This window comes from Streptomyces sp. NPDC001985 (assembly GCF_040296845.1).
GTDB lineage: Bacteria > Actinomycetota > Actinomycetes > Streptomycetales > Streptomycetaceae > Streptomyces.
In genome coordinates this window covers 43,617-69,097 of the sequence record NZ_JBEOYB010000047.1, presented here as the reverse complement: position 1 = coordinate 69,097, position 25,481 = coordinate 43,617, and the positions used below count along the sequence as shown (strand labels likewise).

The 25,481-nt window shown below is 73.6% G+C and carries 17 protein-coding genes; 14 read left to right on the top strand and 3 right to left on the bottom strand.

Translation table 11 applies throughout. The features are described 5' to 3' along the window. On the top strand, window positions 1–1,927 hold a 1,927-nt coding region (locus tag ABT122_RS21625; protein ID WP_351554536.1), incomplete at its 5' end, for an SUKH-4 family immunity protein. Window positions 1,928–2,119: 192 nt separating this feature from the next. After that, the gene (locus ABT122_RS21620) at window positions 2,120–3,007 is read left to right on the top strand and encodes a cellulose-binding protein (RefSeq protein WP_351554533.1); all 888 of its coding nucleotides are present in this window, start codon (window positions 2,120–2,122) and stop codon (window positions 3,005–3,007) included. A 498-nt stretch (window positions 3,008–3,505) separates the two neighbouring features. Here the strand turns inward: ABT122_RS21620 and ABT122_RS21615 are convergent, their stop codons facing one another. Then, complete coding sequence (locus ABT122_RS21615) at window positions 3,506–5,068, bottom strand: MFS transporter (RefSeq protein WP_351554530.1); 1,563 nt, start codon at window positions 5,066–5,068, stop codon at window positions 3,506–3,508. A gap of 344 nt (window positions 5,069–5,412) precedes the next feature. Here ABT122_RS21615 and ABT122_RS21610 point away from each other — a divergent pair, with 344 nt between their 5' ends. From ABT122_RS21610 to ABT122_RS21595, 4 genes are all read left to right on the top strand, one after another. Next, on the top strand, window positions 5,413–6,201 hold the full coding sequence (locus tag ABT122_RS21610) for an ABC transporter ATP-binding protein (protein ID WP_351554527.1): 789 nt from the start codon (window positions 5,413–5,415) through the stop codon (window positions 6,199–6,201). Next, on the top strand, window positions 6,198–8,768 hold the full coding sequence (locus tag ABT122_RS21605; protein ID WP_351554524.1) for an ABC transporter permease: 2,571 nt from the start codon (window positions 6,198–6,200) through the stop codon (window positions 8,766–8,768). Before ABT122_RS21610 ends, ABT122_RS21605 begins: the two co-directional genes overlap by 4 nt. Window positions 8,769–9,466: 698 nt before the next feature. After that, window positions 9,467–12,997: a transcription-repair coupling factor gene (mfd, locus tag ABT122_RS21600; protein WP_351554521.1), complete on the top strand. Its 3,531-nt coding sequence runs from the start codon at window positions 9,467–9,469 to the stop codon at window positions 12,995–12,997. Window positions 12,998–13,130: 133 nt separating this feature from the next. Next, entirely contained in the window at window positions 13,131–13,898 is a 768-nt protein-coding gene (locus tag ABT122_RS21595; protein WP_351554518.1) for an HNH endonuclease family protein, read from the top strand. Between the two features lie 5 nt (window positions 13,899–13,903). Here ABT122_RS21595 and ABT122_RS21590 read toward each other — a convergent pair whose 3' ends face one another. Beyond that, window positions 13,904–14,791 (bottom strand): hypothetical protein, encoded by an 888-nt coding sequence (locus tag ABT122_RS21590; RefSeq protein WP_351554515.1) that lies wholly within the window; start codon window positions 14,789–14,791, stop codon window positions 13,904–13,906. Between the two features lie 40 nt (window positions 14,792–14,831). Further along, window positions 14,832–15,776 carry a DUF4190 domain-containing protein gene (locus ABT122_RS21585; protein ID WP_351554513.1) on the bottom strand — a complete coding sequence of 315 codons (945 nt, stop codon included), beginning with the start codon at window positions 15,774–15,776 and terminating at the stop codon, window positions 14,832–14,834. Window positions 15,777–15,972: 196 nt separating this feature from the next. Between ABT122_RS21585 and ABT122_RS21580 the strand changes: the two genes are divergently transcribed. The 8 genes from ABT122_RS21580 to ABT122_RS21545 all read left to right on the top strand — a co-directional run bounded on the left by ABT122_RS21580 (window position 15,973) and on the right by ABT122_RS21545 (window position 25,331). Further along, window positions 15,973–18,090, top strand: coding sequence for an N-6 DNA methylase (locus ABT122_RS21580; RefSeq protein ID WP_351554510.1), 2,118 nt, complete (start codon window positions 15,973–15,975; stop codon window positions 18,088–18,090). A 183-nt stretch (window positions 18,091–18,273) separates the two neighbouring features. Further along, complete coding sequence (locus tag ABT122_RS21575) at window positions 18,274–18,963, top strand: hypothetical protein (RefSeq protein WP_351554507.1); 690 nt, start codon at window positions 18,274–18,276, stop codon at window positions 18,961–18,963. Continuing rightward, window positions 18,960–20,468 (top strand): serine/threonine-protein kinase, encoded by a 1,509-nt coding sequence (locus ABT122_RS21570; protein ID WP_351554504.1) that lies wholly within the window; start codon window positions 18,960–18,962, stop codon window positions 20,466–20,468. Before ABT122_RS21575 ends, ABT122_RS21570 begins: the two co-directional genes overlap by 4 nt. Window positions 20,469–20,556: 88 nt before the next feature. Beyond that, on the top strand, window positions 20,557–20,985 hold the full coding sequence (locus tag ABT122_RS21565) for a GtrA family protein (RefSeq protein ID WP_351554502.1): 429 nt from the start codon (window positions 20,557–20,559) through the stop codon (window positions 20,983–20,985). A gap of 79 nt (window positions 20,986–21,064) precedes the next feature. Next, window positions 21,065–21,715 carry a SurA N-terminal domain-containing protein gene (locus ABT122_RS21560; protein WP_351554499.1) on the top strand — a complete coding sequence of 217 codons (651 nt, stop codon included), beginning with the start codon at window positions 21,065–21,067 and terminating at the stop codon, window positions 21,713–21,715. A gap of 30 nt (window positions 21,716–21,745) precedes the next feature. Continuing rightward, complete coding sequence (locus ABT122_RS21555; RefSeq protein ID WP_351554496.1) at window positions 21,746–22,723, top strand: nucleoside triphosphate pyrophosphohydrolase; 978 nt, start codon at window positions 21,746–21,748, stop codon at window positions 22,721–22,723. Window positions 22,724–22,865: 142 nt separating this feature from the next. Continuing rightward, window positions 22,866–24,137, top strand: coding sequence for a cytochrome P450 family protein (locus tag ABT122_RS21550; RefSeq protein ID WP_351554493.1), 1,272 nt, complete (start codon window positions 22,866–22,868; stop codon window positions 24,135–24,137). Window positions 24,138–24,299: 162 nt separating this feature from the next. After that, window positions 24,300–25,331: a transglycosylase family protein gene (locus ABT122_RS21545; protein ID WP_351554490.1), complete on the top strand. Its 1,032-nt coding sequence runs from the start codon at window positions 24,300–24,302 to the stop codon at window positions 25,329–25,331. The last annotated feature ends 150 nt before the right edge of the window (window positions 25,332–25,481 follow it).

The window sequence follows — 25,481 nt, the reverse complement described above, 5'->3', positions numbered from 1 at the left end:
ACCATCAGGGCCCTGGTCTCCAGCGGCACGGTCTTCGCCGTCCCGCTCGGCGTCGGCGCCCATCTCGAACGGTGGGGCGGGCGCGGGGCTGCCGCCCGCGCCGCCCGGTGCGCCCGCCGCTCCCGGCACGCCTCCGCCGCCCGGACCCTCCACCGGGCCGGGCATATCCGGTGCGCCCGCGACCCCGCCGGCCCCCGGTGCGCCTCCTTCCCCGCCCGGGGTCTCCGCCGGGCCGGGCCTCCCGGGCGCCTCCGGTGCGACCCCGGCCCCCGGGGTTCCCGGCGGAACCGGGAACGGGAACGGAACCGGGAACGGGTCCGGATCGTCGGGCGGGGGCACACCCTGGACCGACACCAGCGCCGAGAGCGCGGACGACGCCTCCGTCCCGCTCCCCGACACCGTCTACACCTCACCGGTCTCCGGCCGGGGCGGCAGCGCCAGTGGCGGCGACGGCGCCGGTGACGGCGACAGCCCGGACGCGGACGCGCCCACCGCGCTGATGGACGGCGGCAGCAGCCTCCCGCCCACCGCCGTCCGCCCGACCCTGAAGGCGACCGTCCCCGGGACGGCCCCCGGGACCGGTTCCGGGGGAGCGGCCGACCTCGCGGACGCCGCCACCGGCAGAGGCGCCGGACCCGCGCCGCGGCGCACCCCGCGCGGCGGCGGTCCGTCGACCCCCCCGCCGCCGGGACCGCCGCCCCCGGCCCCCGGAGCCCCCGGAACCCCGGCCGCCGGGTACCTGCCGACCCAGCTCAGCCCCCAGGTCCCCGGCCCGCCGCCCCCGGCGGCACCCCCCGCCGCTCCCGCCGCTCCCGGTGGTCCCGGGGGGGTTCACCAGGCCGCGACGGTGCTGTCCGATCCCGGCAGGCTGGGCCCGCAGGGACCGGGAGTGCCGCAGCCGCCCGGACCCCTCCCCGGGGCCGTACCCCCCGCGTACCACTCCACCGGAGTGCCGACCGTCGGGCCCGGCTACCAGGCCGTGCTGCGCTACCGCGCCGCCGACGGCTCGGAGGCCCGGCTCATCCGGCGTTCCGCGCCCGGCACCCCGCACCCCGAGTGGCAGATGCTGCACGAGCTGCGGGCCCTGAACGTGCCGCCGCAGCAGGTGCTGGAGCTCCACACCGAGCTGGAGTCCTGTCTGCTCCCCGGCGGCTACTGCGCCCGCATGATCGCCGAGACCTGGCCCCAGGCCCGTATCACCAGCATCGCCCCCTACGGCACGGACCATGTGAGCCGGCAGCAGGGCATGCGCCAACTCCTCACCCACCAGGGCGAGCTGCACCAGGTGGCGGACGGCCCGGCGCGGCCGGCGCCGGTGCGGGCGCCGCTGCCGCAGGTGCAGCAGGCCCCGCCGGTTCCGCCGCAGGCGGTGGCGCAGGAGCTGGTCTCGGCGTTCGGGCCGCAGGCGGTCTGCCGGTTCGACCAGCGGGCCGTCTCGCGCCAGGGGGTGCCGGAGACCGTGGCGGCGACCCTGGTGTGGGCGGGGCTGCCGGCCGACTTCAACCCCTTCTTCTGGGCACAGCCGGCCCACCCGGTCGTACCGACCCTGGCGGAGCTGGCGGCCCAGCGCCAGGTGCAGGCCGCCGTGGACGCGGGCTCGTACCTGGTCGTGGGGAACGACTTCGGCCGGGCGATCTGTGTCCAGTACGGCACCGCGCACATCGTCGCGGTGCCGGTGGAGGCGGCGGGCCCGGGCGGGCAGCCCACGGCGCCGCAGTTCGTGAACAGCGGGCTCCCGGAGTTCGTCCGCTGTATGGCGCTCCTCGGCCGGATGTGGCGGTTCCGCTACGGCCTCAATCCGGAGCAGGCGGGGCGCTGGACGGTCGACTTCCAGGCGCAGCTCGCGGCGCTGGACCCGGCGGCGCCGGCGGCGCCCGACAACTGGTGGTCGGTGCTGCTGGAGCAGATGTGGGACGGGCTGCTGTAGCCCGTGCCGTCACCGCGCGCGCCGAGGGGCGTCCGGACCACCGCGCGTGGGCCGGGCGCCCCTCGGCGGTTCCGGTTCCGTCCTCTTTCGCCTGATGACACAGTGTCGCGTTATGAGCGTTTGTCTTGTATCCGGAAGGATATGAGCACAATCGCGTAATGCGTCGTTGGGGATCTGGAAGGGGCTCGAAGGATGAGTGCAGCATCGGTATCGCCTCATGGCTTCGCCGTTGTGCGCCGCGGCTACCGCATGGAGACGGCGGACGCGCATGTCTCCGCTCTCTCCCAGGACCGCGACGACGCCTGGGAGCGGGCGGCCCGGCTGACCGTGCTCGCCAAGGGGATGGAGGCCGAGGCCGCCCGGTTGCGCGAGGTCGTCGCCGGTCTGAGCCCTCAGGGGTACGAGGCGCTGGGCGACGGGGCCAGGGAGCTGCTGGCGCTCACCGAGGAGGAGGCCGGGGCGGTACGGGCGACGGGGCGCGCGGACGCCCGGGCCGCGCTGGACGAGGCGAGGGCCGACGGGCTGCGCACGGCGGAGGAGGCCGCCGCGGCGGCGGACGGGGCGCGCTCGGCCGCGGAGGAGTACGCCGGGGAGGTTCTGGGGGCGGCCGGGGCCGAGGCGGCGGAGATTATCGGCCAGGCGCGGGCCGAGGCGAAGCAGGTGCGCGCGGAGGTGCTCGCCGGCTGGCAGGAGACCCGGCGGCGGGCGGAGGATCTGCTCGCCGGGCTGGAGTCGGAGCAGGCGGAGCGGTGGGCGGCGGAGGGGCGCGAGCTGGAGGCCCGGCAGGCGGAGCTGGACGCCCGCCACGCCGAGCTGACCGCCTTCGCGGAGGCGGCCCTCGCGGACGCGGAGCGGGCTCTCGCCGAGACGGAGGAGCAGGCGCGCCACGGGCAGGAGGACGCGGAGGCGCGGGCGGGGGAGTTGTTGGGGCGGGCGAGGGTGCGGGAGGAGAGGGTGGGGCGGGAGACGGAGAGGGTGTTGCGGGAGACGGAGGAGGTGCGCGATGAGATGAACGCGCACATGGCGCATATCCGCAACAGCCTGGCGACGCTCACGGGCCGCGCCCCCGCCGACGGGTAGCCCCCTCCGGGGAGGCGGGCACAAGGGGCCCGCCCGCCCCGCTGGTTGCGGGTTCCCTGTGCCCCGGGGTCCGTCCTCAATCGCCGGACGGGCTGGGTTTGCCCGGCCTTGCCGGGAGGGCCTGGGCAAGCTCAGTCCTGCGGGGTGCCCGCGCGAATTCACCGTGTTGGGGAGAGCCTGGGCAAATCCAGTTCTGCGGGGCCCGCGTGAACCCGTCGTGCTGGGAGAGCCGGGCAAATCCAGCCTCGCCGGCGTTTGAGGCGCGGGGGTTCGGGGGCTGGCCCCTGACCCGGGCCCGCAGGATGCGGGTTGCCCGTGGCCCGGGGTCCGTCCTCAATCGCCGGACGGGCTGGGTTTGCTCGGGTTCCCTGTGCCCCGGGGTCCGTCCTCAATCGCCGGACGGGCTGGGGTGGTGCGGGTCACCTGTGGCCCGGAGGCCGTCCTCAATCGCCGGACGGGCTGGGGTGGTGCGGGTTGCCCGTGGCCCGGGGGGCGTTCTCAGGTGCCGGGTGGGGCGGCCTTGGGGTGGGGTGGGTCCTCCAGGAGCGGGAAGTGGCGGGGGGCCCAGAGGAGGAGGACCAGGAGGGCCAGCACCGCCGCCCCGGCCGCCCCGGCATACACATGATCCACCGCCGCGTCCACCGCCCTCCGCACCCCTTCCCCCTCCAGCCCCCTCCCCACCGCGTCCAGATCCCCCGTCCCGCCCAGCCTCCCCGCCAGCACCGCGTTCGCCACCGCCCCGAACAGCGCCGCCCCCACGCTCTGCCCGATCTGGCGGTAGAAGAGGATCGACCCCGTCGCCGTCCCCCGCTCCGACCACCCCACCCCCGCCTGCACCCCCACGATCAGCGGCAGCTGGAACAGCCCCAGCGCCGCCCCCAGCACCAGCATGAGCAGCGCGGGCTGCCAGGCGGACCCCGGGTAGGGCAGCAGCGGGAACACCGCCAGCGTCAGCGCCGCGAGCCCCATCCCGATCGCGGCGGTGTCGCGGAAGCCGATGCGGTTGTAGAGCCGGCTGGACAGCGCCGCGCTGATCGGCCAGCTGATGGTCATCACCGAGAGCACGAACCCCGCCGCTGTCGGACCGAGCCCCAGCACGGACTGCGCGTACGTCGGCAGGAACACCATCGGCGCGATCATCAGCAGCCCCAGCGCGCCGAGCGCCAGATTCGCCGCGGCGATGGTGCGCCGCCGCCACACCCACCCGGGCAGTATCGGCTCGGCGGCCCGCCGCTCCACCACGACGGTGACCGCGACCAGCACCGCCCCGGCGCCGAAGAGCGCCAGCGAGGGCGCCGAGAACCAGGGCCAGGCCACACCGCCCTGCACCAGCCCCGTGAGCAGGGCCGCCCCCGCCCCGAAGACGGCCAGCGCGCCGGCCCAGTCGATACGGGACCGGAGCGCCGCGCCCCCGGACGGCGCCGCCCCCGTCCGTACCGGCTCCCGCAGATGACGGACGATCAGCCAGAGCGCCACCGCCCCCACCGGAAGGTTGATCAGAAAGATCCACCGCCAGTCGGCCCAGGTCGCCAGCAGCCCGCCGACCGCGGGCCCTGCCACCGCCGACACCGCCCACACCGTGGAGAGCCTGGCCTGTATTCTCGGGCGCTCCTTGAGCGGGTACAGATCCGCGGCGATGGTCTGCACCGTGCCCTGGAGCGCCCCGCCGCCCAGCCCCTGGACGATCCGGAAGGCGATCAGCGACGCCATGTTCCAGGCGAGCGCGGACAGCAGCGAGCCGATGAGGAAGAGAACGATCCCGGCGATCAGGACCGGTTTGCGGCCGAGGGTGTCGGAGAACTTCCCGTACACCGGCAGGGTCACGGTCACGGCCAGCAGATAGCCGGAGAAGAGCCAGGAGAAGACGGAGAACCCGCCGAGGTCGCCCACGATCTGCGGGACGGCGGTGGACACGATCGTCCCGTCGAGCGCGGCCAGCGCGGTCCCGGTCATCAGCGCGGCCACCACCGCCCCGCGCCTCCCGTCCTCCGTACCGGTCTCCGGCGCCGCCGACCCCGGAGCGGACAGTCTGGCGTTCTCCCCCACGGCGAACCCTTTCATCCTGCAACTGGTTTCCCCGGGACACCTTCTCACCCGCTCTCGGCCCAACGGCAGGGCGCACAGGGCGGATTCCCGCTCCCACCGGGGGCGGACGCCCCCTAGGGGCTACTCCCTACGAAGGGCCGGGGCCCGTTCGTCCGGAGGGACGACGTGCCGCGGGGGTCGGATTCCTTACGTTGTTCCTACGCGGCACGGGGGACGGACGCCGCGGCAAACAGGGGGGCGGGGTGGGGGAAACCCCAGGGCCAGGAGTGCGCTGAGCACCAGTGCGCCCGCCCCCCTCCATCGACAGACTCGATGCGTACGCGGCGACACCCGGAAACCCTCGACATAGGAGACATACAGTGACAACGGCTGTGACCACCCCCCAGCACGGGGACACCGGAGGGCGTACGGCCGTCGCCGCACGCGGACGTCAGGTCGTCAAGGCGTACGGCGCGGGGGAGACCCGGGTGGTCGCGCTCGACCATGTCGATGTCGACATCAGCCGGGGCCGGTTCACCGCCATCATGGGCCCGTCCGGCTCCGGCAAGTCCACCCTGATGCACTGCCTGGCCGGCCTCGACACCGTCACCTCCGGCCAGATCTATCTGGACGACACCGAGATCACCGGCCTCAAGGACAAGAAGCTCACCCAGCTCCGCAGGGACCGGGTCGGCTTCATCTTCCAGGCGTTCAACCTGCTGCCGACGCTCAACGCCCTGGAGAACATCACCCTCCCCATGGACATAGCCGGCCGCAGGCCCGACGCGGCCTGGCTGAACCGGGTGGTGTCGACGGTGGGCCTCTCCGAGCGGCTCAAGCACCGCCCCACCCAGCTCTCCGGCGGCCAGCAGCAGCGCGTGGCCGTCGCCCGCGCGCTCGCCGCCCAGCCCGAGATCATCTTCGGTGACGAGCCCACCGGGAACCTGGACTCCCGGGCCGGCGCCGAGGTCCTCGGCTTCCTCCGCCGCTCGGTGGACGAACTGGGCCAGACCATCGTCATGGTCACCCACGACCCGGTCGCCGCCTCCTACGCGGACCGGGTGCTCTACCTCGCCGACGGCCGGATCGTGGACGAGATGTTCCGCCCGACCGCCGAGGCCGTTCTCGACCGCATGAAGGACTTCGACGCCCGGGGGCGTACCTCGTGACCGTATTCAAGACGTCCCTGCGCAACTTCTTCGCGCACAAGGGAAGAATGGCCCTCTCGGCGGTGGCGGTGCTGCTGTCCGTGGCCTTCGTGTCGGGGACCCTCGTCTTCACCGACACCATGAACACCACCTTCGACAAGCTCTTCGCCGTCACCGCCAGCGATGTCAGCGTCAAGCCCCTGGAGGACGGGGACGACGAGGGGTCGCAGACCGGCAGGCCGGAGTCCCTGCCCGCCTCCGCCCTGGCGAAGGTCAAGGCCACCGAGGGGGTCGAGTTCGCCGAGGGCGCCGTCAACAGCATGAGCGTCACGGTCGTCAACGGCGACAACAAGGACGTGGGCGCCGGCGGCGGAGCCCCGACCATCGCCGGCGACTGGACCAGGAACGACCTCCGGTCGATGGAGGTCACCTCGGGCCGGGCGCCCCGGGCGCCCGACGAGTCCATGGTCGACGCCGACACCGCGAAGAAGCACGGGCTCGCGGTCGGCGACGAACTCCGGGTCATCGCCGTCACCGGAGACCTGAGGACCACCATCTCGGGCATCGCCTCCTTCAAGGTCAGCAACCCCGGCGCGGCCCTGGTCTACCTGGAGTCCGCCACCGCGCAGCGCCAGCTGCTCGGCGCGGAGGGCCGCTACAGCTATCTCTCCGTCACCGCGGCGGACGGGGTCAGCGACGAGCGGGTCAAGAAGAACGTCGTCGCGGCGCTGGGCACCTCGTACAAGGTCAGCACGGCCGCCGAGGCGACCGACGAGGGCCGGAAGGAGGTCGGGGAGTTCCTCAATGTGATGAAGTACGCGATGCTCGGCTTCGCCGGGATCGCCTTCCTCGTCGGCATCTTCCTGATCGTCAACACCTTCTCGATGCTGGTGGCCCAGCGCACCCGTGAGATCGGTCTGATGCGGGCCATCGGCTCCAGCCGCAGCCAGGTCAACCGTTCCGTCCTGGTGGAGGCGCTTTTCCTCGGCATCGTCGGCTCCATCGCCGGAGTCGCCGCCGGAGTCGGGCTGGCCGTGGGGCTGATGGAGCTGATGGGCTCCATGGGCATGAAGCTGTCCACCGACGATCTGACGGTCGCGTGGACGGTCCCCGCGATCGGACTGGCGCTCGGTGTGATCGTGACCGTCGTCGCCGCCTACGTCCCGGCCCGCCGGGCCGGGAAGGTCTCCCCGATGGCGGCCCTGCGCGACGCCGGGACCCCCGCCGACGGGAAGTCCGGCTGGATACGGGCCGGGCTCGGGCTGCTGCTGACCGGTGCGGGCGGCGCCGCCCTGCTGGGCACCGCCCAGGCGGAGAAGGCCGCCGACGGCTCGCTGCTCCTCGGCGCCGGTGTGCTGCTCACCCTGCTCGGCTTCATCGTCATCGGCCCGCTGCTCGCGGGTGTGGTGGTCAAGGTGATCGGCGCGCTGGTGCTGCGGCTCTTCGGCCCCGTCGGACGGATGGCCGAGCGGAACGCGCTGCGCAACCCGCGCCGCACCGGAGCGACCGCCGCGGCCCTGATGATCGGGCTCGCCCTGGTGGCCTGTCTGTCGGTGGTCGGCTCCTCGATGGTCGCCTCGGCCACCGACGAGCTGGACCGGAGCGTCGGCGCCGACTTCATCATCCAGACCGGGACCGGGCAGCCGGTCGTCCCGCAGGCCCTCCGGGCCATGGAGAAGGCCGAGGGCATCGCGCACATCTCCGAGTACAAGCCGGTCGAGGCGAAGGTCACCGGGCCCGACGGGAAGTCCGCGACGGAGACCCTCATCGCCACCGATCCGACGTACGCGAGGGATCTGCGCCGCGAGATGGTCGAGGGCGAGCAGTCCGACGCGTACGCGAAGGACGCGATCTCGGTCGGCGACGAGTACGCCGGGAAGCACGGGGTCCGGGTCGGTGACACCCTCACCGTCGCCTTCGACGGGGGACGCACGGCGAAGCTGAGGGTCGCGGCGATCACCTCGGACGATGTCTCGCTGGACCAGGGCGCCAAGTACCTCGCGATCGAGACGGTGGCGCGGTATCTGCCGGCCGACCGGATGCCGCAGAACCAGATGCTGCTCGCCACGGCGGAGAAGGGCCAGGCGAAGAAGGCCCAGGCCGCGCTCAAGGCGTCGCTCGCGGACTACCCGCAGTACAAGGTGCGCGACCAGACCGACTACAAGGACGAGCTGAAGAGCCAGGTCGACCAGATTCTGAACATCGTCTACGGCCTGCTGGCGCTCGCGATCATCGTCGCGATCCTCGGTGTGGTGAACACGCTGGCGCTGTCGGTGGTGGAGCGGACGAGGGAGATCGGTCTGATGCGGGCGATCGGTCTGTCGCGGCGGCAGCTGCGGCGCATGATCCGGCTGGAGTCGGTGGTGATCGCCCTCTTCGGGGCGGTGCTGGGGCTCGGGCTGGGGATGGGGTGGGGGGTGGCGGCGCAGAAGCTGCTGGCGCTGGAGGGGATGGGGATTCTGGAGATTCCCTGGGGGACGATTGGGGGGGTGTTCGTGGGGGCGGCGTTTGTGGGGCTCTTCGCCGCGCTGGTGCCGGCGTTTCGGGCGGGCCGCATGAATGTCCTGAACGCCATCGCCACGGAGTGACGCCTCCGGCTGCGGAGAGCCACGCCCCGGGAGCCTCTGGGCCCCGCGCCACGGTCAGCCGCTCTGAGGGTTGGGCCGAGGCCCGAAATCCAGGTCTTCCGGTGGTTGAGCCGCATCACCTCCCGGCCCTTCCGGTGGTTGAGCCGCATCACCTCCCGGCCCTTCCGGTGGTCGAGCCGCACCACCTCGGCCTCGCTGGCGAGCTGAGGCACGAAATCCAGCCTCGCCGGCGTTTGAGGCGCGGGGGTTCGGGGGCTGGCCCCCGACCGTGGCCCGCACCGTGCGGGGTCCCGTGGCCCGGGGTCCGTCCTCAATCGCCGGACGGGCTGGGTTTGTGCGGGGTCCTGTGGCCCGGGGTCCGTCCTCAATCGCCGGACGGGCTGGGTTTGTGCGGGTCTCCTGTCTGGGAGGTGCCCCCGGACGGGCTGGGTTTGTGCGGGGTCCCGTGGCCCGGGGTCCGTCCTCAAGCTCCCCCAGGGCTGCCTCTGGGAGGTGCCCCCGGACGGGCCGGGTTTGTGCGGGGTCCTGTGGCCCGGGGGCTGTCCTCAAGCGCGGGACGGGCCGGCCGGTGCCGGCCGGGTGGGTTGGCTCGGGGAGTGGGGGGACGGGGGCGGGCGTAGGGTGGAGGGCCCGGCACGGTGGACGTGCCGGGCCCTCCGCGTTGCCCAGCACTGCCTTCCCGGGAGGGAACCCCTTTCATGAGCCTGCACGGTCTGCTCGACGCCGTCTCCCATGACCCCGCGCTCACCGAAGCGGTCCACACCGCCCGCAGCGGCACCCGGATGCACGTCGACCTGGTCGGCCCCCCCGCCGCCCGCCCCTTCGCCGTCGCCGCGCTCGCCCGCGACAGCGCCCGCCCCGTGCTCGCGGTCACCGCGACCGGCCGCGAGGCCGAGGACCTGGCGGCGGCGCTGCGCTCCCTCCTCCCCGAGGAGGGCATCGTCGAGTACCCCTCCTGGGAGACCCTCCCGCACGAGCGCCTCTCCCCCCGCTCCGACACCGTCGGCCGCCGTCTCGCCGTGCTGCGCCGCCTCGCGCACCCCTCCCCGGACGACCCCGCCGCAGGCCCCGTCCAGGTGGTCGTCGCACCGATCCGCTCGGTGCTCCAGCCCCAGGTCAAGGGGCTCGGCGAGCTGGAGCCCGTGGCCCTGCGCACCGGCCGGCAGGCCGATCTGAACGAGGTCGTCGACGCCCTCGCCGCCGCCGCCTACTCCCGGGTCGAGCTGGTCGAGAAGCGCGGCGAGTTCGCCGTCCGCGGCGGCATCCTCGATGTCTTCCCCGCCACCGAGGAGCACCCCCTCCGGGTGGAGTTCTGGGGCGACGACATCGAGGAGATCCGCTACTTCAAGATCGCCGACCAGCGCTCCCTGGAGGTCGCCGAACACGGACTGTGGGCCCCGCCCTGCCGTGAGCTGCTCCTCACCGACGAGGTCCGCCGCCGCGCCGCCGCCCTCGCCGAGGCCCACCCCGAGCTGGGCGAACTCCTCGGCAAGATCGCCGAGGGCATCGCGGTCGAGGGCATGGAGTCCCTCGCCCCGGTCCTGGTCGACGAGATGGAGCTGCTGCTCGACGTGCTCCCCGAGGGCTCGATGGCCGTGGTCTGCGACCCCGAGCGGGTCCGCACCCGGGCCGCCGACCTGGTCGCCACCAGCCAGGAGTTCCTGCACGCCTCCTGGGCGGCGACCGCCGGTGGCGGCGAGGCCCCGATCGATGTCGGCGCGGCCTCCCTCCGGGGCATCGCCGACGTCCGCGACCACGCCCGAGACCTCGGCATGATGTGGTGGTCCATCTCCCCCTTCGCCGCCGACGAGGAGCTGTCGGACGACACCCTCAAGCTCGGTATGCACGCCCCCGAGTCCTACCGGGGCGACACCGCCCGCGCGCTCGCCGACACCAAGGGCTGGCTGGCCGACGGCTGGCGCACCGTCTTCGTCACCGAGGCCCACGGCCCGGCCGCCCGCACCGTCGAGGTCCTCGGCGGCGAGGGTGTGCCCGCCCGGCTCGAACCCCGGCTGGGCGAGATCGAGCCCGCCGTCGTCCAGGTCGCCACCGGCTCCATCGACTTCGGCTTCATCGCCCCGGGCCTGCGGCTCGCCGTCCTCACCGAGACCGATCTCTCCGGCCAGAAGGCGGCCGGCAAGGACGGCCGGCGGATGCCCACCCGCCGCCGCAAGACCATCGACCCGCTCACCCTGGAGACCGGCGACTACATCGTCCACGAGCAGCACGGCGTGGGCCGCTACATCGAGATGGTGCAGCGCACGGTCCAGGGCGCGACCCGTGAGTACCTCGTCGTGGAGTACGCCCCGGCCAAGCGCGGCCAGCCCGGCGACCGGCTCTACATCCCCACCGACCAGCTGGAGCAGATCACCAAGTACGTGGGCGGCGAGGCCCCCACCCTGCACCGGCTCGGCGGCGCCGACTGGACCAGGACCAAGGCGCGCGCCAAGAAGGCCGTCAAGGAGATCGCCGCCGACCTGATCAAGCTCTACTCCGCCCGGATGGCGGCCCCCGGCCACGCCTTCGGCCCCGACACCCCCTGGCAGCGGGAGCTGGAGGACGCCTTCCCGTACGCGGAGACGCCCGACCAGCTCTCCACCATCGCCGAGGTCAAGGAGGACATGGAGAAGACCGTCCCCATGGACCGTCTGATCTGCGGCGACGTGGGCTACGGCAAGACCGAGATCGCGGTCCGCGCCGCCTTCAAGGCCGTCCAGGACGGCAAGCAGGTCGCGGTCCTCGTCCCCACCACCCTCCTGGTCCAGCAGCACTTCGGCACTTTCTCCGAGCGGTACTCCCAGTTCCCGGTGAAGGTGCGCGCGCTCTCCCGGTTCCAGTCCGAGACCGACTCCAAGGCCACCCTGGAGGGCCTGCGGGACGGCGCCGTCGACATCGTCATCGGCACCCACCGCCTCTTCTCCTCCGAGACCAAGTTCAAGGACCTCGGCCTGGTCATCGTCGACGAGGAGCAGCGGTTCGGCGTCGAGCACAAGGAGCAGCTGAAGAAGCTGCGCGCCAATGTCGACGTCCTGACCATGTCCGCCACCCCCATCCCCCGGACGCTGGAGATGGCGGTGACCGGTATCCGCGAGATGTCGACCATCACCACCCCGCCGGAGGAGCGCCACCCGGTCCTCACCTTCGTCGGACCGTACGAGGAGAAGCAGATCGGCGCGGCCGTCCGCCGGGAACTCCTCCGCGAGGGCCAGGTCTTCTACATCCACAACCGGGTCGAGTCCATCGACCGGACGGCGGCCCGGCTGCGCGGCATCGTCCCCGAGGCGCGGATCGCCATCGCGCACGGCCAGATGTCGGAGTCGGCGCTCGAACAGGTCGTGGTGGACTTCTGGGAGAAGAAGTTCGACGTCCTGGTCTCCACGACGATCGTGGAGTCGGGCATCGACATCTCCAACGCCAACACCCTGATCGTCGAGCGCGGCGACAACTTCGGCCTCTCGCAGCTCCACCAGCTGCGCGGCCGGGTGGGCCGGGGCCGGGACCGGGGTTACGCCTACTTCCTCTACCCGCCGGAGAAGCCCCTCACCGAGACCGCGCACGAGCGGCTCGCGACCATCGCCCAGCACACCGAGATGGGCGCCGGCATGTATGTGGCGATGAAGGACCTGGAGATCCGGGGGGCCGGCAACCTCCTCGGCGGCGAGCAGTCCGGCCATATCGCCGGGGTCGGCTTCGATCTGTACGTACGCATGGTGGGGGAGGCCGTCGCCGACTACCGCGCCTCCCTGGCGGGCGGGGTGGAGGAGGAGCCCCCGCTGGAGGTGAAGATCGAGCTGCCGGTGGACGCGCACGTCCCGCACGACTACGCCCCCGGTGAGCGGCTGCGCCTCCAGGCGTACCGCGCCATCGCCTCCGCCACCACGGAGGAGGACATCAGGGCGGTGCGCGACGAGCTGACCGACCGCTACGGCAAGCTGCCCGAGCCGGTGGAGAATCTGCTGCTGGTGGCGGGGCTGCGGATGCTGGCGCGGGCCTGCGGGGTCGCGGAGATCGTCCTCCAGGGCGGCAACATCCGCTTCGCGCCGGTCGAGCTGCGCGAGTCGCAGGAGCTGCGGCTCAAGCGGCTCCACCCCCGGACCGTCATCAAGCCGGGGGCGAAGCAGGTGCTGGTCCCGCGCCCCACGACCGGGAAGATCGGCGGGAAGCCGGTGGTGGGACGGGAACTGCTGGGATGGACCGGGGAGTTCCTCACCACGATCCTGGGGTCCTGACCCCCCGCCTCCGCGCCGGGGCCCGGTCCGCTTCCCGGGGCCGGCCCCCTCCCGGGGGCCCTCCCCGGGCGGTTCAGCGCGCTGTGCGGCCGGCCCGGCCCCCGGGCGCGCGCGCGGTCAGTAGGCTGCGCCTGTGAGCGAACCCCGGGTCCCAGGACCCCTCGTCGTCGTCGGATGCGTGGCGGCCCTGAGCGCGGCGGTCGTGCTCACGGGCTGCGAGAGCCCCGGCCCCTCCGGCCCCTCCTCTCCCCGCGCCTCTTCGGGCTCCTCCTCCGGCACGAGCCCGCTCGCCAACCCGGACGGCACCCGCCCGGGGCTCGCCCCGCTCACCTCGGACGAGGACCGGGCCGCAGCGCGCCGGCTGATCGACCGGGTCGCGACCAAGGGCCGGGGCCCGAGGACGGGTTACGCACGGGACGAGTTCGGCTACGCCTGGATGGACACCGCCGACGGTGTGCCGCTCGCGCGCAACGGCTGCGACACCCGCAACGATCTGCTCGCCCGCGACGGCAAGCGGCTGAAGTATCGTTCCGGCTCCGACTGCGTGGTCATCGCGCTCACCCTGGACGATCCCTACACCGGGACCTCCGTCGAGTGGCGGAAGGCCGATGCGTCCGCTGTTCAGATAGACCATGTCGTTCCTCTCTCGTACAGCTGGCAGATGGGGGCGGCCCGGTGGACCGCCGAGAAGCGCCGGCGCATCGCCAACGACCCGCTGAATCTGCTTCCGGTGGACGGGCCGTCCAACAGCGCCAAGGGGGACGCGGGCCCCGCGTCCTGGCTGCCGCCGGACCGGAGCGTCCGCTGCTCCTACGCGGTGCGGATCTCCCAGGTCGCCGTCGCGTACGACATGCCGGTGACGGCCGCCGACAAGCGGGCGATGCTCGCGCAGTGCCGGTAGGGGGTTCAGCGGCCGAGGGCGCGGCGCGCCGCTTCCCTGGTGACGATGGACTCCGCCGGGGGCTTCGCGGCGCGGACCGGCTCTCCGTAGCCGGAGAAGACCATGACGAACGGGCCATCGCCGCCCTTCTGTTCCATGCGGAGCAGAACGGGCCTCCCCTCGGCGGCGAAGTCGACGCTGATGCCGATCCCGTCCTTCGCCGTGGTGATCCGCAGTGCCGCGCGGCCGTTCACCGTGGTCCTCGCGGCCTTCGCCGCGATGCCCCCGGTCTGGTCCCGGGTCGGCACGCTCGCCAGGACCAGCTCCCGGAAGTCACAGAGCCGCAGCCCCTGCTGGATCTCCGCGGATGCCGGGTCCCCCGCCATCCACCGGCCCGCGAAGGTCCTGATGTGCGAGGCCAGCCGCTCGGGGTCGGCCTCGCCCAGCTCCCGCAGACGCGCCTCGTTGAGCCGCAGATAGACGGAGCCGTCGCGGGTCCTGAGGACCTCGACGGTGCCCGGGCCACCGAAGGAGGAGGTGGTCCGGCACTCCTTGTCCCGGTTGGAACTCATCCGGACGGTGGCCTTCCGCCCGCCCCCGCCCCCGCGCATCGCCGCGTCGACCGTCACCGAGTGGGCCTTCCGGGTGCCCTCGACGCTCGCCAGGAAGCGGTCCACCCACTCCGCCTCGGTGCCGCCCGCCGGAGCGGGAGTCCTCTGCGCGGCGGGCGCCTTCTCCTCCGCCGTCTCCGGGGCCCGCGCCCCGGACTTCTCCGCGGCCTTCGCGCCGGTGCCCGGCGCCGGCCCGGCGGTCCCGGCCGGGCCGGCGCCGCACCCCGCCGCGCTCAGGGCGGTGGCGAGGGCGACGGCGGCGACGGCCAGAGGACGGCCGGTGGGGCGGGAGGGGAGGGGCATCGGTGGCTCCGGGGTGCTCGTACGGGGTGTGTACGCCGGGTCAGACCGTCAGCTCCCACACCGACGCGTCGAGGAGGAGGCCGGGGGTGACCTCGACGCTAAGGATCTTCGCACTGGCCGGAGCGGAGAAGACATGCGAGACCGTGGACTTCTTCCCCGGCAGCAGCGTGCCGCTGAAGCCGGTACCGATGCCCTCGTCGAAGACCTGCTCCGCCGCGACCCCGTCCTCCCCGGCGCGGGCCTCGGTGAGCACGAGAGTGGGCTCGAACTTCTCGCTGCCGGTGTTCTCGATGGTCACCGTCACCCGGTGGGCCTTGTTCCCCGCGGTGTGGCCGGCCGCGAACTCGCTGGGCGAGAAGGGCTTGGGGGCGGAGACCGTGACCTTCACACCATTGCGGTAGGCGGCCGTCTCCCCGGCCGTCAGCGCCTCCGACCCGGAGCCGGAGCCACCGCTCGCCCCCTTCGCCTTGCCCTTGCCCTTCTTCTTGCCCTTGTCCGTGCCGGAGGTGTCGGAGGTGTCGGAGCTGTTGGAGCCGTCGGACGTGTCGGAGCCGTCGGACCCGGACTCCGGCGCGGGCTCCTTGCTCGCCGACGCGGATCTGTTGACCTCGTCGACCGCGTCGTCCACGGCCTGGAAGGTGAGGACCGCGCCGACGATCGAGGCCCCCATCGCCAGCAGACCGAGCACGGCGCCGACGGTGGTCACCCCCTTGTTGGTCGCCTCGCCGCGCTTGGCCCGGCCCCGGCCGACCAGCCCCATGATCAGGGCGAGCAGACCGAAGGTGCCGCCCAGCCAGAAGATCAGCGGGATCGGACCGGTGATCACACCGAGGACGCCCAGCACCAGCGCGGCCGTGCCGAGGCCGTTCCGGACCGGCCGGTGCGACGGGTGTCCGTGCTGCTGCGGGTACTGCCCCTGCTGCTGCGGGTACTGGCCGTGGGGCTCCGGCCGCGGGTCCTGGGGCTGGTGGGTGGAGTGGGACATGAGCGCGTCCTCCCGGACATGGCTGTGAACTGGGGCCAATGGGGAGCCCCCCGTGGTGACGGGCCAATAAGACCAGAGGCTGTGAACCGAGTCAACATCACTCTCGTGATTCAAGTCCGGCAACGCTGTGAAGTGGGAAATCTTCTGTGGGCGGTTATGATCGGCGCCACAGCACAGGGGCAGAGAGGCGGCGCAGGTGCCGGAGAACGCAAGCGAGGTCACCGCGGCCGGAATCGCCCGGCTGGCCGGTGTCGGACGGGCCGCGGTCAGCAACTGGCGGCGCCGCCACCCCGACTTCCCCAAGCCCGTCGGAGGCACCGAGACCAGCCCCTCCTTCGCCCTCGCCGAGATCGAGCGGTGGCTGCGCGAGCAGGGCAAGCTCGCCGAGGTCCCGCTCCGCGAGCGGGTCTGGCAGCAGCTCGCCGACCACCCGGCCACCACCGGGGGCGCGCTCGTCCGCACCGGCTGCGTCCTGCTGCTCGTACGCGAGCGCCCGGCCGTCTGGGGCGAACTCACCGGCCTGACCGACCGGCGGATGGCCGAGCTGCTGCCGACCGCGCTGGAGGCGCTCCTCACCGCCCGCTTCGGCGCCACCGGTACGGAACTCTTCGGCGCGGCGCTCTCCCCCGTGCCGGGACCCGCCGCCGGCCCCGGGGCGTCCGGGCCCCCGCCGGCCGGCGTCGCCGCCCTGCGCTCCGCCGTCGAACTCGCCACCGGTCTCGGCGCCCGCGAGACCTTCGAGTTCCTGCTCGGCCGCTTCCTGGACGCCAACCTCCGGCAGTACACCCTCACCCCGGCGGGCCCCGCCGCCCTGATGGCCGCCATCGCCGTGCCCGGGGAGGGCGCGACCGTCCTCGACCCGGCCGCCGGTGCCGGAGGTCTGCTCCTCGCCGTCCCCCGGCCCGCGGCCCTGTGCGCCCAGGACGCCGACGCCGATCTCACCGCGCTCACCGCGCTCCGCCTCGCGCTGCACTCCGACGCGACCGTCCGCGCCCGCGCCGGCGACACCCTGCGCGCCGACGCCTTCGCCGACACCTCCGCCGACGCCGTGCTCTGCCACCCGCCCTTCAACGAGCGCAACTGGGGCCACGACGAACTCGCCTACGACCCCCGCTGGGAGTACGGCTTCCCGGCCCGCACCGAGTCCGAGCTGGCCTGGGTGCAGCACGCGCTCGCCCGGCTCCGCCCCGGCGGCACCGCCGTCCTGCTGATGCCGCCCGCCGCCGCCTCCCGCCGCTCCGGCCGGCGCGTCCGGGCCGGGCTGCTGCGCCGGGGCGCGCTGCGGGCCGTGATCGCCCTCCCGGCGGGCGCCGCGCCGCCCTACGGCATCCCCCTCCACCTCTGGGTGCTGCGCAGGCCCGAACCGGGCCTCGCCCCGCCCCCCGAACTGCTGCTCGTGGACACCGCCGGGGTCACCGGAGCCGCCGGCGGACGCGACCGGCTCGACTGGCGGGCCCTCCAGGAGGCCGCGCTCGACGCCTGGGGCGCCTTCGGGCGGCCGGGCGGGGACGGCCGCGCGGAACGGGACGGGATCAGCCGCTCCGTACCGGTGATCGAACTCCTCGACGACGATGTCGACCTCGCCCCCGCGCGGCACGTCCCGCCCGCCGACACCGGGGTCGGCCCCGACGAACTGCGGCGGGTGCGCGACCGGCTCGGCGAGACGCTCCGGCTGACCGGTGAACTCACCCCCTCCCCGGCGCTCCCCGCCGGACCCGGCACCCCCTGGCCCACCACCACCGTCGGCGAACTGGCCCGCGCCGGAGCCCTGCTGATCCGCGCGGGCACCACCCACCCGGGCCCCGCCCCCGGCGGCCCCGGCGGCCGGGAGGCCGTCCTCACGGAGCACGATGTCCTCACCGGGACCGAACCCTCCGGAACCCGCGCCGACACCGGCGACCCGGCCGACGGCGAACCGGTGCGCGTCGAGGCCGGCGACGCGGTGGTGCCCGTCCTCGGCGGCGGTTCCGTCGTCCGGGTCGTCGACGAGGCCACCGCCGGAGCCGTCCTCGGGCGCAACCTCCATCTGCTGCGCCCCGATCCCGCCGCGCTCGATGTCTGGTTCCTCGCCGGCTTCCTGCGCGGCACCGCCAACACCCGGCAGGCCAGCAGCCATGTCTCCAGCGCCACCCGGCTCGATGTGCGCCGGCTCCAGCTGCCCCGGCTGCCCCTGGCCGACCAGCGCCGCTACGGGGAGCGCTTCCGCGCGCTGGCCGCCTTCGAGGACACCCTGCGGCTCGCGGGCCGGCTCGGCGAGCAGTTGGTGCGCGGTCTGTACGACGGGCTGACGGACGGCACCGTACGCCCCGACTGAGCCCTGCCCCGAGTACCGGCCCGAGCCCCGCCCGGAGTACCGGCCCGAGCCCCGCCCGGTCCCGAGGGGCCCGTGTGACATGGCGCACGAACACCGGTCCCGTACAACCCGGGAGAGCGCGACGGTGTCGGTGTATACGCTCGTTCCCCACGCAGCCTCGTCCCCAGGCGTTCAGGAGCAGGAATGCACGGCCCAGGCCATGTCCCGCAGCAACCCGGCAGCCGAGCGGGGCTCGCCGCGCTCATCGCGCTGCGCGTGCTCTTCGTGGCCATGTCGATCGGCACCCTCGGCCTGCTCTCCTGGGCGCCGATGCTCCGGATCGCGATCCTGCGCCGGCAGCGCTCCGACTGGCTGCTCTTCTGGGGCTGTCTCGTCGTGGTGGTCGTCTGCTTCGTGATGATCGGCGATTTCAGCGCGGCCGAGTCGGCGTCGGGGGCCGAGGCCACGGCCACGGGCATCGAGGTCGTCTTCCTGCTCGTGCTGATGGCGGTCATGCTCGGGGTGCCCGTGCACTATCTGGTCGCCGAGATACGCCACTACCAGCAGCCCGCCCCGCACTGGGGACCCCCGCCGCCGCCCTACGGGATGACCGCCCCGGCGCACGGACCGCCCGCACAGCCGCCGGCGGGGTACGGCTATCCGCACGCCGTCCCGCAGGGCCCCCACCGCCCCGCCCCGCCCGCGCACCCTCCGTACGCGCCGCCCCCGCACGGCGCCTCCCCCTACACCTCCCCGCCCCCGCCCCCGCCCCCGCGGTCCCCGCGCCCCGGCGTCGCCCAGCAGCCGCCCGCCGCCGACAAGCCCCGCATCGCACAGGTCCGCGCCGAGCTGGACGAGCTGAGTGACTACCTCCGCAAGGAGCGGGGCCGGTGAACGGACGCGTCATCGCGGACCGCTACGAGCTGTCCACCGTCATCGGGCAGGGCGGCATGGGCCAGGTGTGGACGGCGTACGACCGGCGGCTCGACCGGCGGGTCGCCGTCAAGCTGCTGCGCCCCGACCGGATGGCCGCCGCCACCACCGCCGACGAGATCCGGCTCCGCTTCGTCCGCGAGTGCCGGGTGACCGCCCAGGTCTCCCACCCGGGCCTGGTCACCGTCCACGACGCGGGCACCGCCGGAGACGACCTCTATCTCGTCATGCAGTACGTCGAGGGGGCGGACCTCGCCGACCACCTCGCCGAGCACGAGCCCTACCCCTGGCAGTGGGCCGTCTCCGTCGCCGCCCAGCTCTGCGGGGTGCTCGCCGCCGTGCACGCCGTGCCGATCGTCCACCGCGACCTCAAGCCCCGCAATGTGATGGTCCAGCCGGACGGCACCGTCACCGTGCTGGACCTCGGGGTCGCCTCCGTCATCGACACCGACACCACCCGTCTCACCCACACCGGCTCGCCGATCGGCAGCCCCGCCTACATGGCCCCCGAGCAGGCGATGGGCGGCGCGGTCGGCCCGTACACCGATCTGTACGCCCTCGGCGTGCTCCTCCACGAACTCCTCAGCGGCGATGTGCCCTTCACCGGGCCCACCGCCCTCGGGGTCCTCCACCGCCACCTCCACGAGCCGCCGTTCCCCGTGCGCGGGCTGCGGCCCGAGATACCCGAGGCGCTGGAGGCGCTGGTGCTGCGGCTGCTCTCCAAGGACCCCCAGCACCGGCCGGGTGACGCCCAGGAGGTGTACGCGGCACTGGAACCGCTGCTGCCCGGCCGGGGCGCCCCCAGCGGGCCGCTCGACCCCACCCGGCCCTTCCTCCGCCCCTTCGCCCCCTGGCCCGAGCGCGCCGCGCCCCCGAGGACCGACGCCCCCGCCCCCGCGACGGCCCCGCGCCTCGATGTGGCCGCCGCCGTCGACGAGGTGAAGCGTCTCCTCGGCGAGGGCGGCATCACCCAGGCCGTGGACATCCTCGGCTCCATCCTCCCGGCCGCCGCCGCCGAGCACGGCGAGCACTCACCGGTCGTCAGAATCCTGCGCAAGCAGTACGCGACCACGCTGATGGACGACGGGCAGTACCGCCGGGCCCTGCCCGAGCTGCGCAGACTCGCCGACGACCGGGCCGCCGAGGCCGGTCCCTCCGACCCGGGGACCCTCCAGTTCCGCTACGACGCCGCCCAGTGCCTGGAGCAGCTCGGCGAAGCCGTCGCCGCGCTCGGCGAGTACCGCGCCCTCCTGCCGCACCACGAGGGCGGCACCGACCCGGCCCGTGCCTTCGACATCCGCCGGCGGATCGGGAATCTGCTCCTCGCCGTCGGCGACCACACGGCGGCCGGGCAGCACTTCAGGGCGCTGCTGTACGACGCCGAGCGCGGCTACGGGCCGTACCATCCGCTCGCCGTGGAGGTGCGCCGGGGGCTGGAGCACCAGCAGCGGTTCCACGGCCCGTGAACCGGCCGGCGGCGCCACCGTGTGTGGCACGCTGCCGGGGACCGCCGCACGCACGATCCGTCCACACCATCCGCACGGGGGCACAACCATGACAGTCCGGGGCCAGCTGCTGAGATTCGCCCTTGTGGGAGCCGTCAACACCGGCACGTACTACGGCCTGTACCTGCTGCTGCTCACCCGGTTGCCCTATGTGTGGGCCCATGTGGGCGCCTTTCTGCTGAGCATGGTCGGGTCCTTCTTCCTGACCTCGTACTTCACCTACCGGACCCGCCCGACCTGGCGGAAGTTCCTGCTCTTCCCGCTCACCAACGCCGCCAACTTCACCGTCACCACGGCGGGCGTCTACCTGCTGGTGGACATCCTGCGCCTCGACGACCGCCACGCCCCGCTGATCGCCTCGGCCGCCGCGATCCCGATCACCTTCGTCCTCTCCCGGACGATCATGCTCAGGCCGGAGGAGCGGCGGCGGGGAGCCCCGGCGGAGCCGGTAACGGCCGAATCAGTGGCCGCGAAGTAGTGGCCCACACCACTCCCTCCTGCCTAACATCATCTCCGCAGGCTTGTGAAGCGCAGCACAATCACGCCGGGAGGCTCCTTTGCACCGCCGCCGTCGCACCGCGATCACCGTCTCCGCCGCTCTGCTCGCCGCCGCACCCCTCCTCACGGCCTGCGGCAACGAGGCCCACCCCGGCGCCGCCGCCGTGGTCGGCGGGGAGCGGATCGAGGTGTCGTCCGTCCAGGCGAAGGTGAAGGACGTACGCACCGCGCAGCGGAGTTCGCCGCAGTCCGCGCAGCTCATCAAGGACAGCGGGCAGCTCAGCCGGGCCAAGCTCTACGACCTCATCGTGGCCCGGGTCGTCGAGCGCGCCGCCGCCGACGCGGGGGTGAGCGCCACCCGCAAGGAGGTCGCGGACGGGCGGGCCGCCCTCGCCCAGCAGGCCGGCGGGGACCAGCAGCTGACCGCCGTCTATCTCCAGCAGCGCGGGGTCGCCCCCGACCAGGTCGACGACGTGGTCCGCCGGGACATCCTCGTCGGCAAGCTCGCCCAGTCCCTGGGCGCCACCACCGCCCCCGACGGCCAGGAGCGGCTGAACGCCGTCTTCACCGCCGCGGCCAAGGCGCTCGACATCGACGTCAACCCGCGCTTCGGGAGCTGGAGCGACCAGAAGCTGGAGCTGGGCGACTACAAGGCGCCCTGGATCAGCCAGCTCTCCCGGCAGCCCGCACCGCCCGCCGAGGGAGCGTAGGGCCCCTCCCCACCGAGGTAGGTTCGTGGGGTGACCACAGACCACCCCGCCACCGGGCGCATCGTCCTGCTCACCGCCAGCCACCGGGTCGCGCCGGGACTGCTGTCCTGGCCGGCCTGGCGGACGCTGCGCGCGGCGGGCCGGGTGCTCTGCGCCGACGCCGCCCACCCGCAGCTCCCCTACCTCCGCGAGGCGGGTGTCACGGTGGAGACCGCGTCGCCCACCGCCCGGGAACTGGTGGACGCCTGCGCCGGGGACGGCGCCACCGTTGTGGTGCTCGCCTCCGGCGAGGGCGACCGGGCGCTCACCGACGGCCTGGCCCGCCTCGCCGGCTCGGGCCGTGAGCGGATGCCCGACCTGGAGCTGCTCCCCGGCTCGTACGACCTCCCCGGCGCCCGTCTCCTCGATCTCGTCCAGATCATGGACCGTATCCGCGCCGAGTGCCCCTGGTCCTCCACCCGGACCCACCGCGAGCTGGCGAAGTACGGCATCGAGGAGGCGTACGAGCTGGTGGAGGCGATCGAGGACGGCGACCGCGACGAGCTGCGCGAGGAGCTGGGGGACGTCCTCCTCCAGGTCGTCTTCCACGCCCGGATCGCCCAGGACGACGCGGACGAGCCGTTCTCGATCGACGATGTGGCGGGGACGATCGTGGAGAAGCTGATCCACCGGCACCCCCATGTCTTCGGCGACGAGCACGCCGGGACCCCGGACGAGGTGAAGGCCCTCTGGCTCCGGACGAAGGCGGTCGAGAAGCAGCGCGACTCGGTCACCGACGGCGTACCGCTCGGACAGCCCGGTCTGGCGCTCGCCGCGAAGCTCTCCTCCCGGGTGCGCTCGGCCGGTCTCGACGTGCCGCTGCCGTCCGGCGCGGGCGTCGGGTACGAGCTGCTCGCCCTCGCCGCGCGCGCGGAGGCGGAGGGGGTGGACCCGGAGGCGGCGCTGCGGGCGGCGGGCCGGGTCTACCGGGACGCGATCCGGGCGGCGGAGGGCCGGGCGGCCGGCTGAGCCTCCCGCCCCGCTCCGGGCCGGGCCTCCCGCTCGGGGCCGGACCTCCCGCTCCGGACCGCCCGCCCCGCTCCGGGCCGGACCGACCACCGCCCCGGCTCCCGGGGGGCCGCCGGGGCGGCCCCGCGGGTACCGTCGGGGAGTGAGCAGCACCCCCGCCCCCGGCCCCGTCCCCGAACTCTTCAGCTGGGAGTTCGCCACCGACCCCTACCCCGCCTACGCGCACCTCCGCGAGCACGCCCCGGTCCACCGCACCCGGCTGCCCAGCGGGGTCGAGGCCTGGCTGGTGACCCGGTACGCCGACGCCCGCCAGGCCCTCGCCGACCAGCGGCTGTCGAAGAACCCGGCGCACCACGACGAGCCCGCGCACGCCAGGGGGAAGACGGGGATTCCCGGGGAGCGCAAGGCCGAGCTGATGACCCATCTGCTCAATATCGACCCGCCCGACCACACCCGGCTGCGGCGGCTGGTCTCCAAGGCGTTCACCCCGCGCACGGTCGCCGAGTTCGCCCCCCGCGTCCAGGAGCTGACCGACCGCTTCATCGACGGCTTCATCGAGCGCGGCGAGGCGGATCTCATCCACGAGTTCGCCTTCCCGCTCCCCATCCACGCCATCTGCGATCTGCTCGGTGTGCCCCGCGAGGACCAGGACGACTTCCGCGACTGGGCCGGCATGATGATCCGTCACGGCGGCGGTCCGCGCGGCGGGGTCGCCCGCTCGGTGAAGAAGATCCGCGGCTATCTCGTCGAGCTGATCCACCGCAAGCGCGAGAACCCCGGGGACGATCTGATCTCCGGTCTGATCCGGGCGAGCGACCACGGCGAGCACCTCACCGAGAACGAGGCCGCCGCGATGGCCTTCATCCTGCTCTTCGCGGGGTTCGAGACCACCGTCAATCTGATCGGCAACGGCGCCTACGCCCTGCTGACCCACCCCGAGCAGCGCGAGCGGCTCCAGACGTCCCTGGCGGCGGGCGAGACCGGTCTGCTGGCGACCGGTGTGGAGGAGCTGCTGCGCTACGACGGGCCGGTGGAGATGGCCACCTGGCGGTTCGCCACCGAGCCGCTGGTGATCGGGGACCAGGAGATCGGAACGGGCGATCCGGTGCTCGTGGTGCTGGCCGCGGCCGACCGCGATCCGGAACGATTCTCCGAACCGGACGTACTCGACCTTTCCCGGCGTGACAACCAGCATCTGGGGTACGGGCACGGCATCCACTACTGCCTCGGGGCCCCACTGGCCCGGCTGGAGGGCCAGACCGCACTCGCGACCCTGCTCAGAAGGCTGCCGGACCTTCGGCTCGCCGCCGATCCGGCCGATTTGCGCTGGCGCGGAGGGCTGATTATGCGTGGATTGCGCACCCTGCCGGTGCGGTTCACCCCGGGGTCGATTGACGGAGCGTCAGAACTGTGACTTTTGTGTGATCTTCCCTGCACCGACTTGTGACGCGTGTTCGACTGCCGCTACGTTCACCCCCGTCTCTCAAGCAGTCAGGCGAAAGGCAACCGCATGCTCTCCGGGAATGGTCGACATCGCCGACCCCGTCAGGCTCCGGCTCTCGTTGTCGCGGCAGGGGTGACGGGATCGGCCATCGCGATTCCGCTCCTCGGCGCGGGCTCCGCGACCGCGGCCGAGACCACCACGTGGGACCGGGTCGCGGAGTGCGAGAGCGGCGGCATCTGGAGCGCCGACACCGGCAACGGCTACTACGGCGGACTCCAGTTCTCCCAGCGGACCTGGGAGGCCTTCGGCGGTACGGAGTACGCCTCCCGCGCCGATCTCGCCAGCCGCTCCCAGCAGATAGCCGTGGCCGAAAAGGTGCTCGCGGCCGAGGGCGCCAAGGCCTGGTCCGCCTGTGCCGCGATGGCCGGGCTCATCCCCGGCGGCAAGGACGGCGCGGAGAAGGACGGCGCGACGGCCTCGCCGTCCCCCGAGCCCTCCGCGAGCGCGTCCGAACCGTCCGGGCGCTCCGGCGGGAAGTCCGGCACCCCCGAGCCCGGACAGACCCAGGGCGTGGGCTCCGGCGCCGACAGATCCGCCGGTACGGGTCCGGGGGCCCGCGGCCCCGCCAAGAGCGCCGCCCCGGAGAAGAAGGCGGAGAAGGGCGCGGAGCAGGACGCCGGCTCCGGTTCCGCGGGCAAGGGCAGGCACCGGGGCGAGGCCGCCGAGGAGAAGCGGGCCGAGGCGGGCCGGCCCGGCACGGGCGAATCCACCGGGACCGGGACCGGAACCACCGGGCCCGGCGCCACTCCGCCGGACAAGCTCGACCATGAGCCCAAAACGGGTGATTCACCCGCTTCGGAGGAGACGGCGAAGGGGCGGGAGGCCGATCCCGGCCACATCTCGCGCGGTGACGGCTCCGCCCGGGACGGGATCGCCGCCCCGGGTGCCGGTGAGGGCGGGAAGGCGGCCGACGGCGCCGGGGCGGACGCCCCGGACGGCGCCTACACCGTGCGCCCCGGCGACAGCCTCTGGGCCATCGCCCAGGCGCGGAAGCTGGAGGGCGGCTGGAACGCCCTGTACGAGGGGAACCGCGAGGCCGTCGGCGACGACCCGGACCTGATCCACCCCGGCCAGAGCCTCGACCTCACGGCGGAACGCGGGTAGTTAGGGCTCCTTTGTCCGGGTCTGGGGAAATGAGACAAGGGTCTCTTCGTCCCAACTCCTCAACCCGGCCAACCGGAATCACGCATTCCATGCCCGACCTGCGAAAACGTCTCCTTCCGGAGTGGCAGGATGGGCGATTTCTCCCCGATG

Bases quoted from the DNA above. Each gene is read 5' to 3' on its own strand.
- ABT122_RS21575 (WP_351554507.1), top strand. From the start codon at position 18,274: ATGCACGGCCCAGGCCATGTCCCGCAGCAACCCGGCAGCCGAGCGGGG.
- ABT122_RS21590 (WP_351554515.1), bottom strand. From the start codon at position 14,791: ATGCCCCTCCCCTCCCGCCCCACCGGCCGTCCTCTGGCCGTCGCCGCC.
- ABT122_RS21615 (WP_351554530.1), bottom strand. From the start codon at position 5,068: ATGAAAGGGTTCGCCGTGGGGGAGAACGCCAGACTGTCCGCTCCGGGG.
- ABT122_RS21565 (WP_351554502.1), top strand. From the start codon at position 20,557: ATGACAGTCCGGGGCCAGCTGCTGAGATTCGCCCTTGTGGGAGCCGTC.
- ABT122_RS21585 (WP_351554513.1), bottom strand. From the start codon at position 15,776: ATGTCCCACTCCACCCACCAGCCCCAGGACCCGCGGCCGGAGCCCCAC.
- ABT122_RS21620 (WP_351554533.1), top strand. From the start codon at position 2,120: ATGAGTGCAGCATCGGTATCGCCTCATGGCTTCGCCGTTGTGCGCCGC.
- mfd (WP_351554521.1), top strand. From the start codon at position 9,467: ATGAGCCTGCACGGTCTGCTCGACGCCGTCTCCCATGACCCCGCGCTC.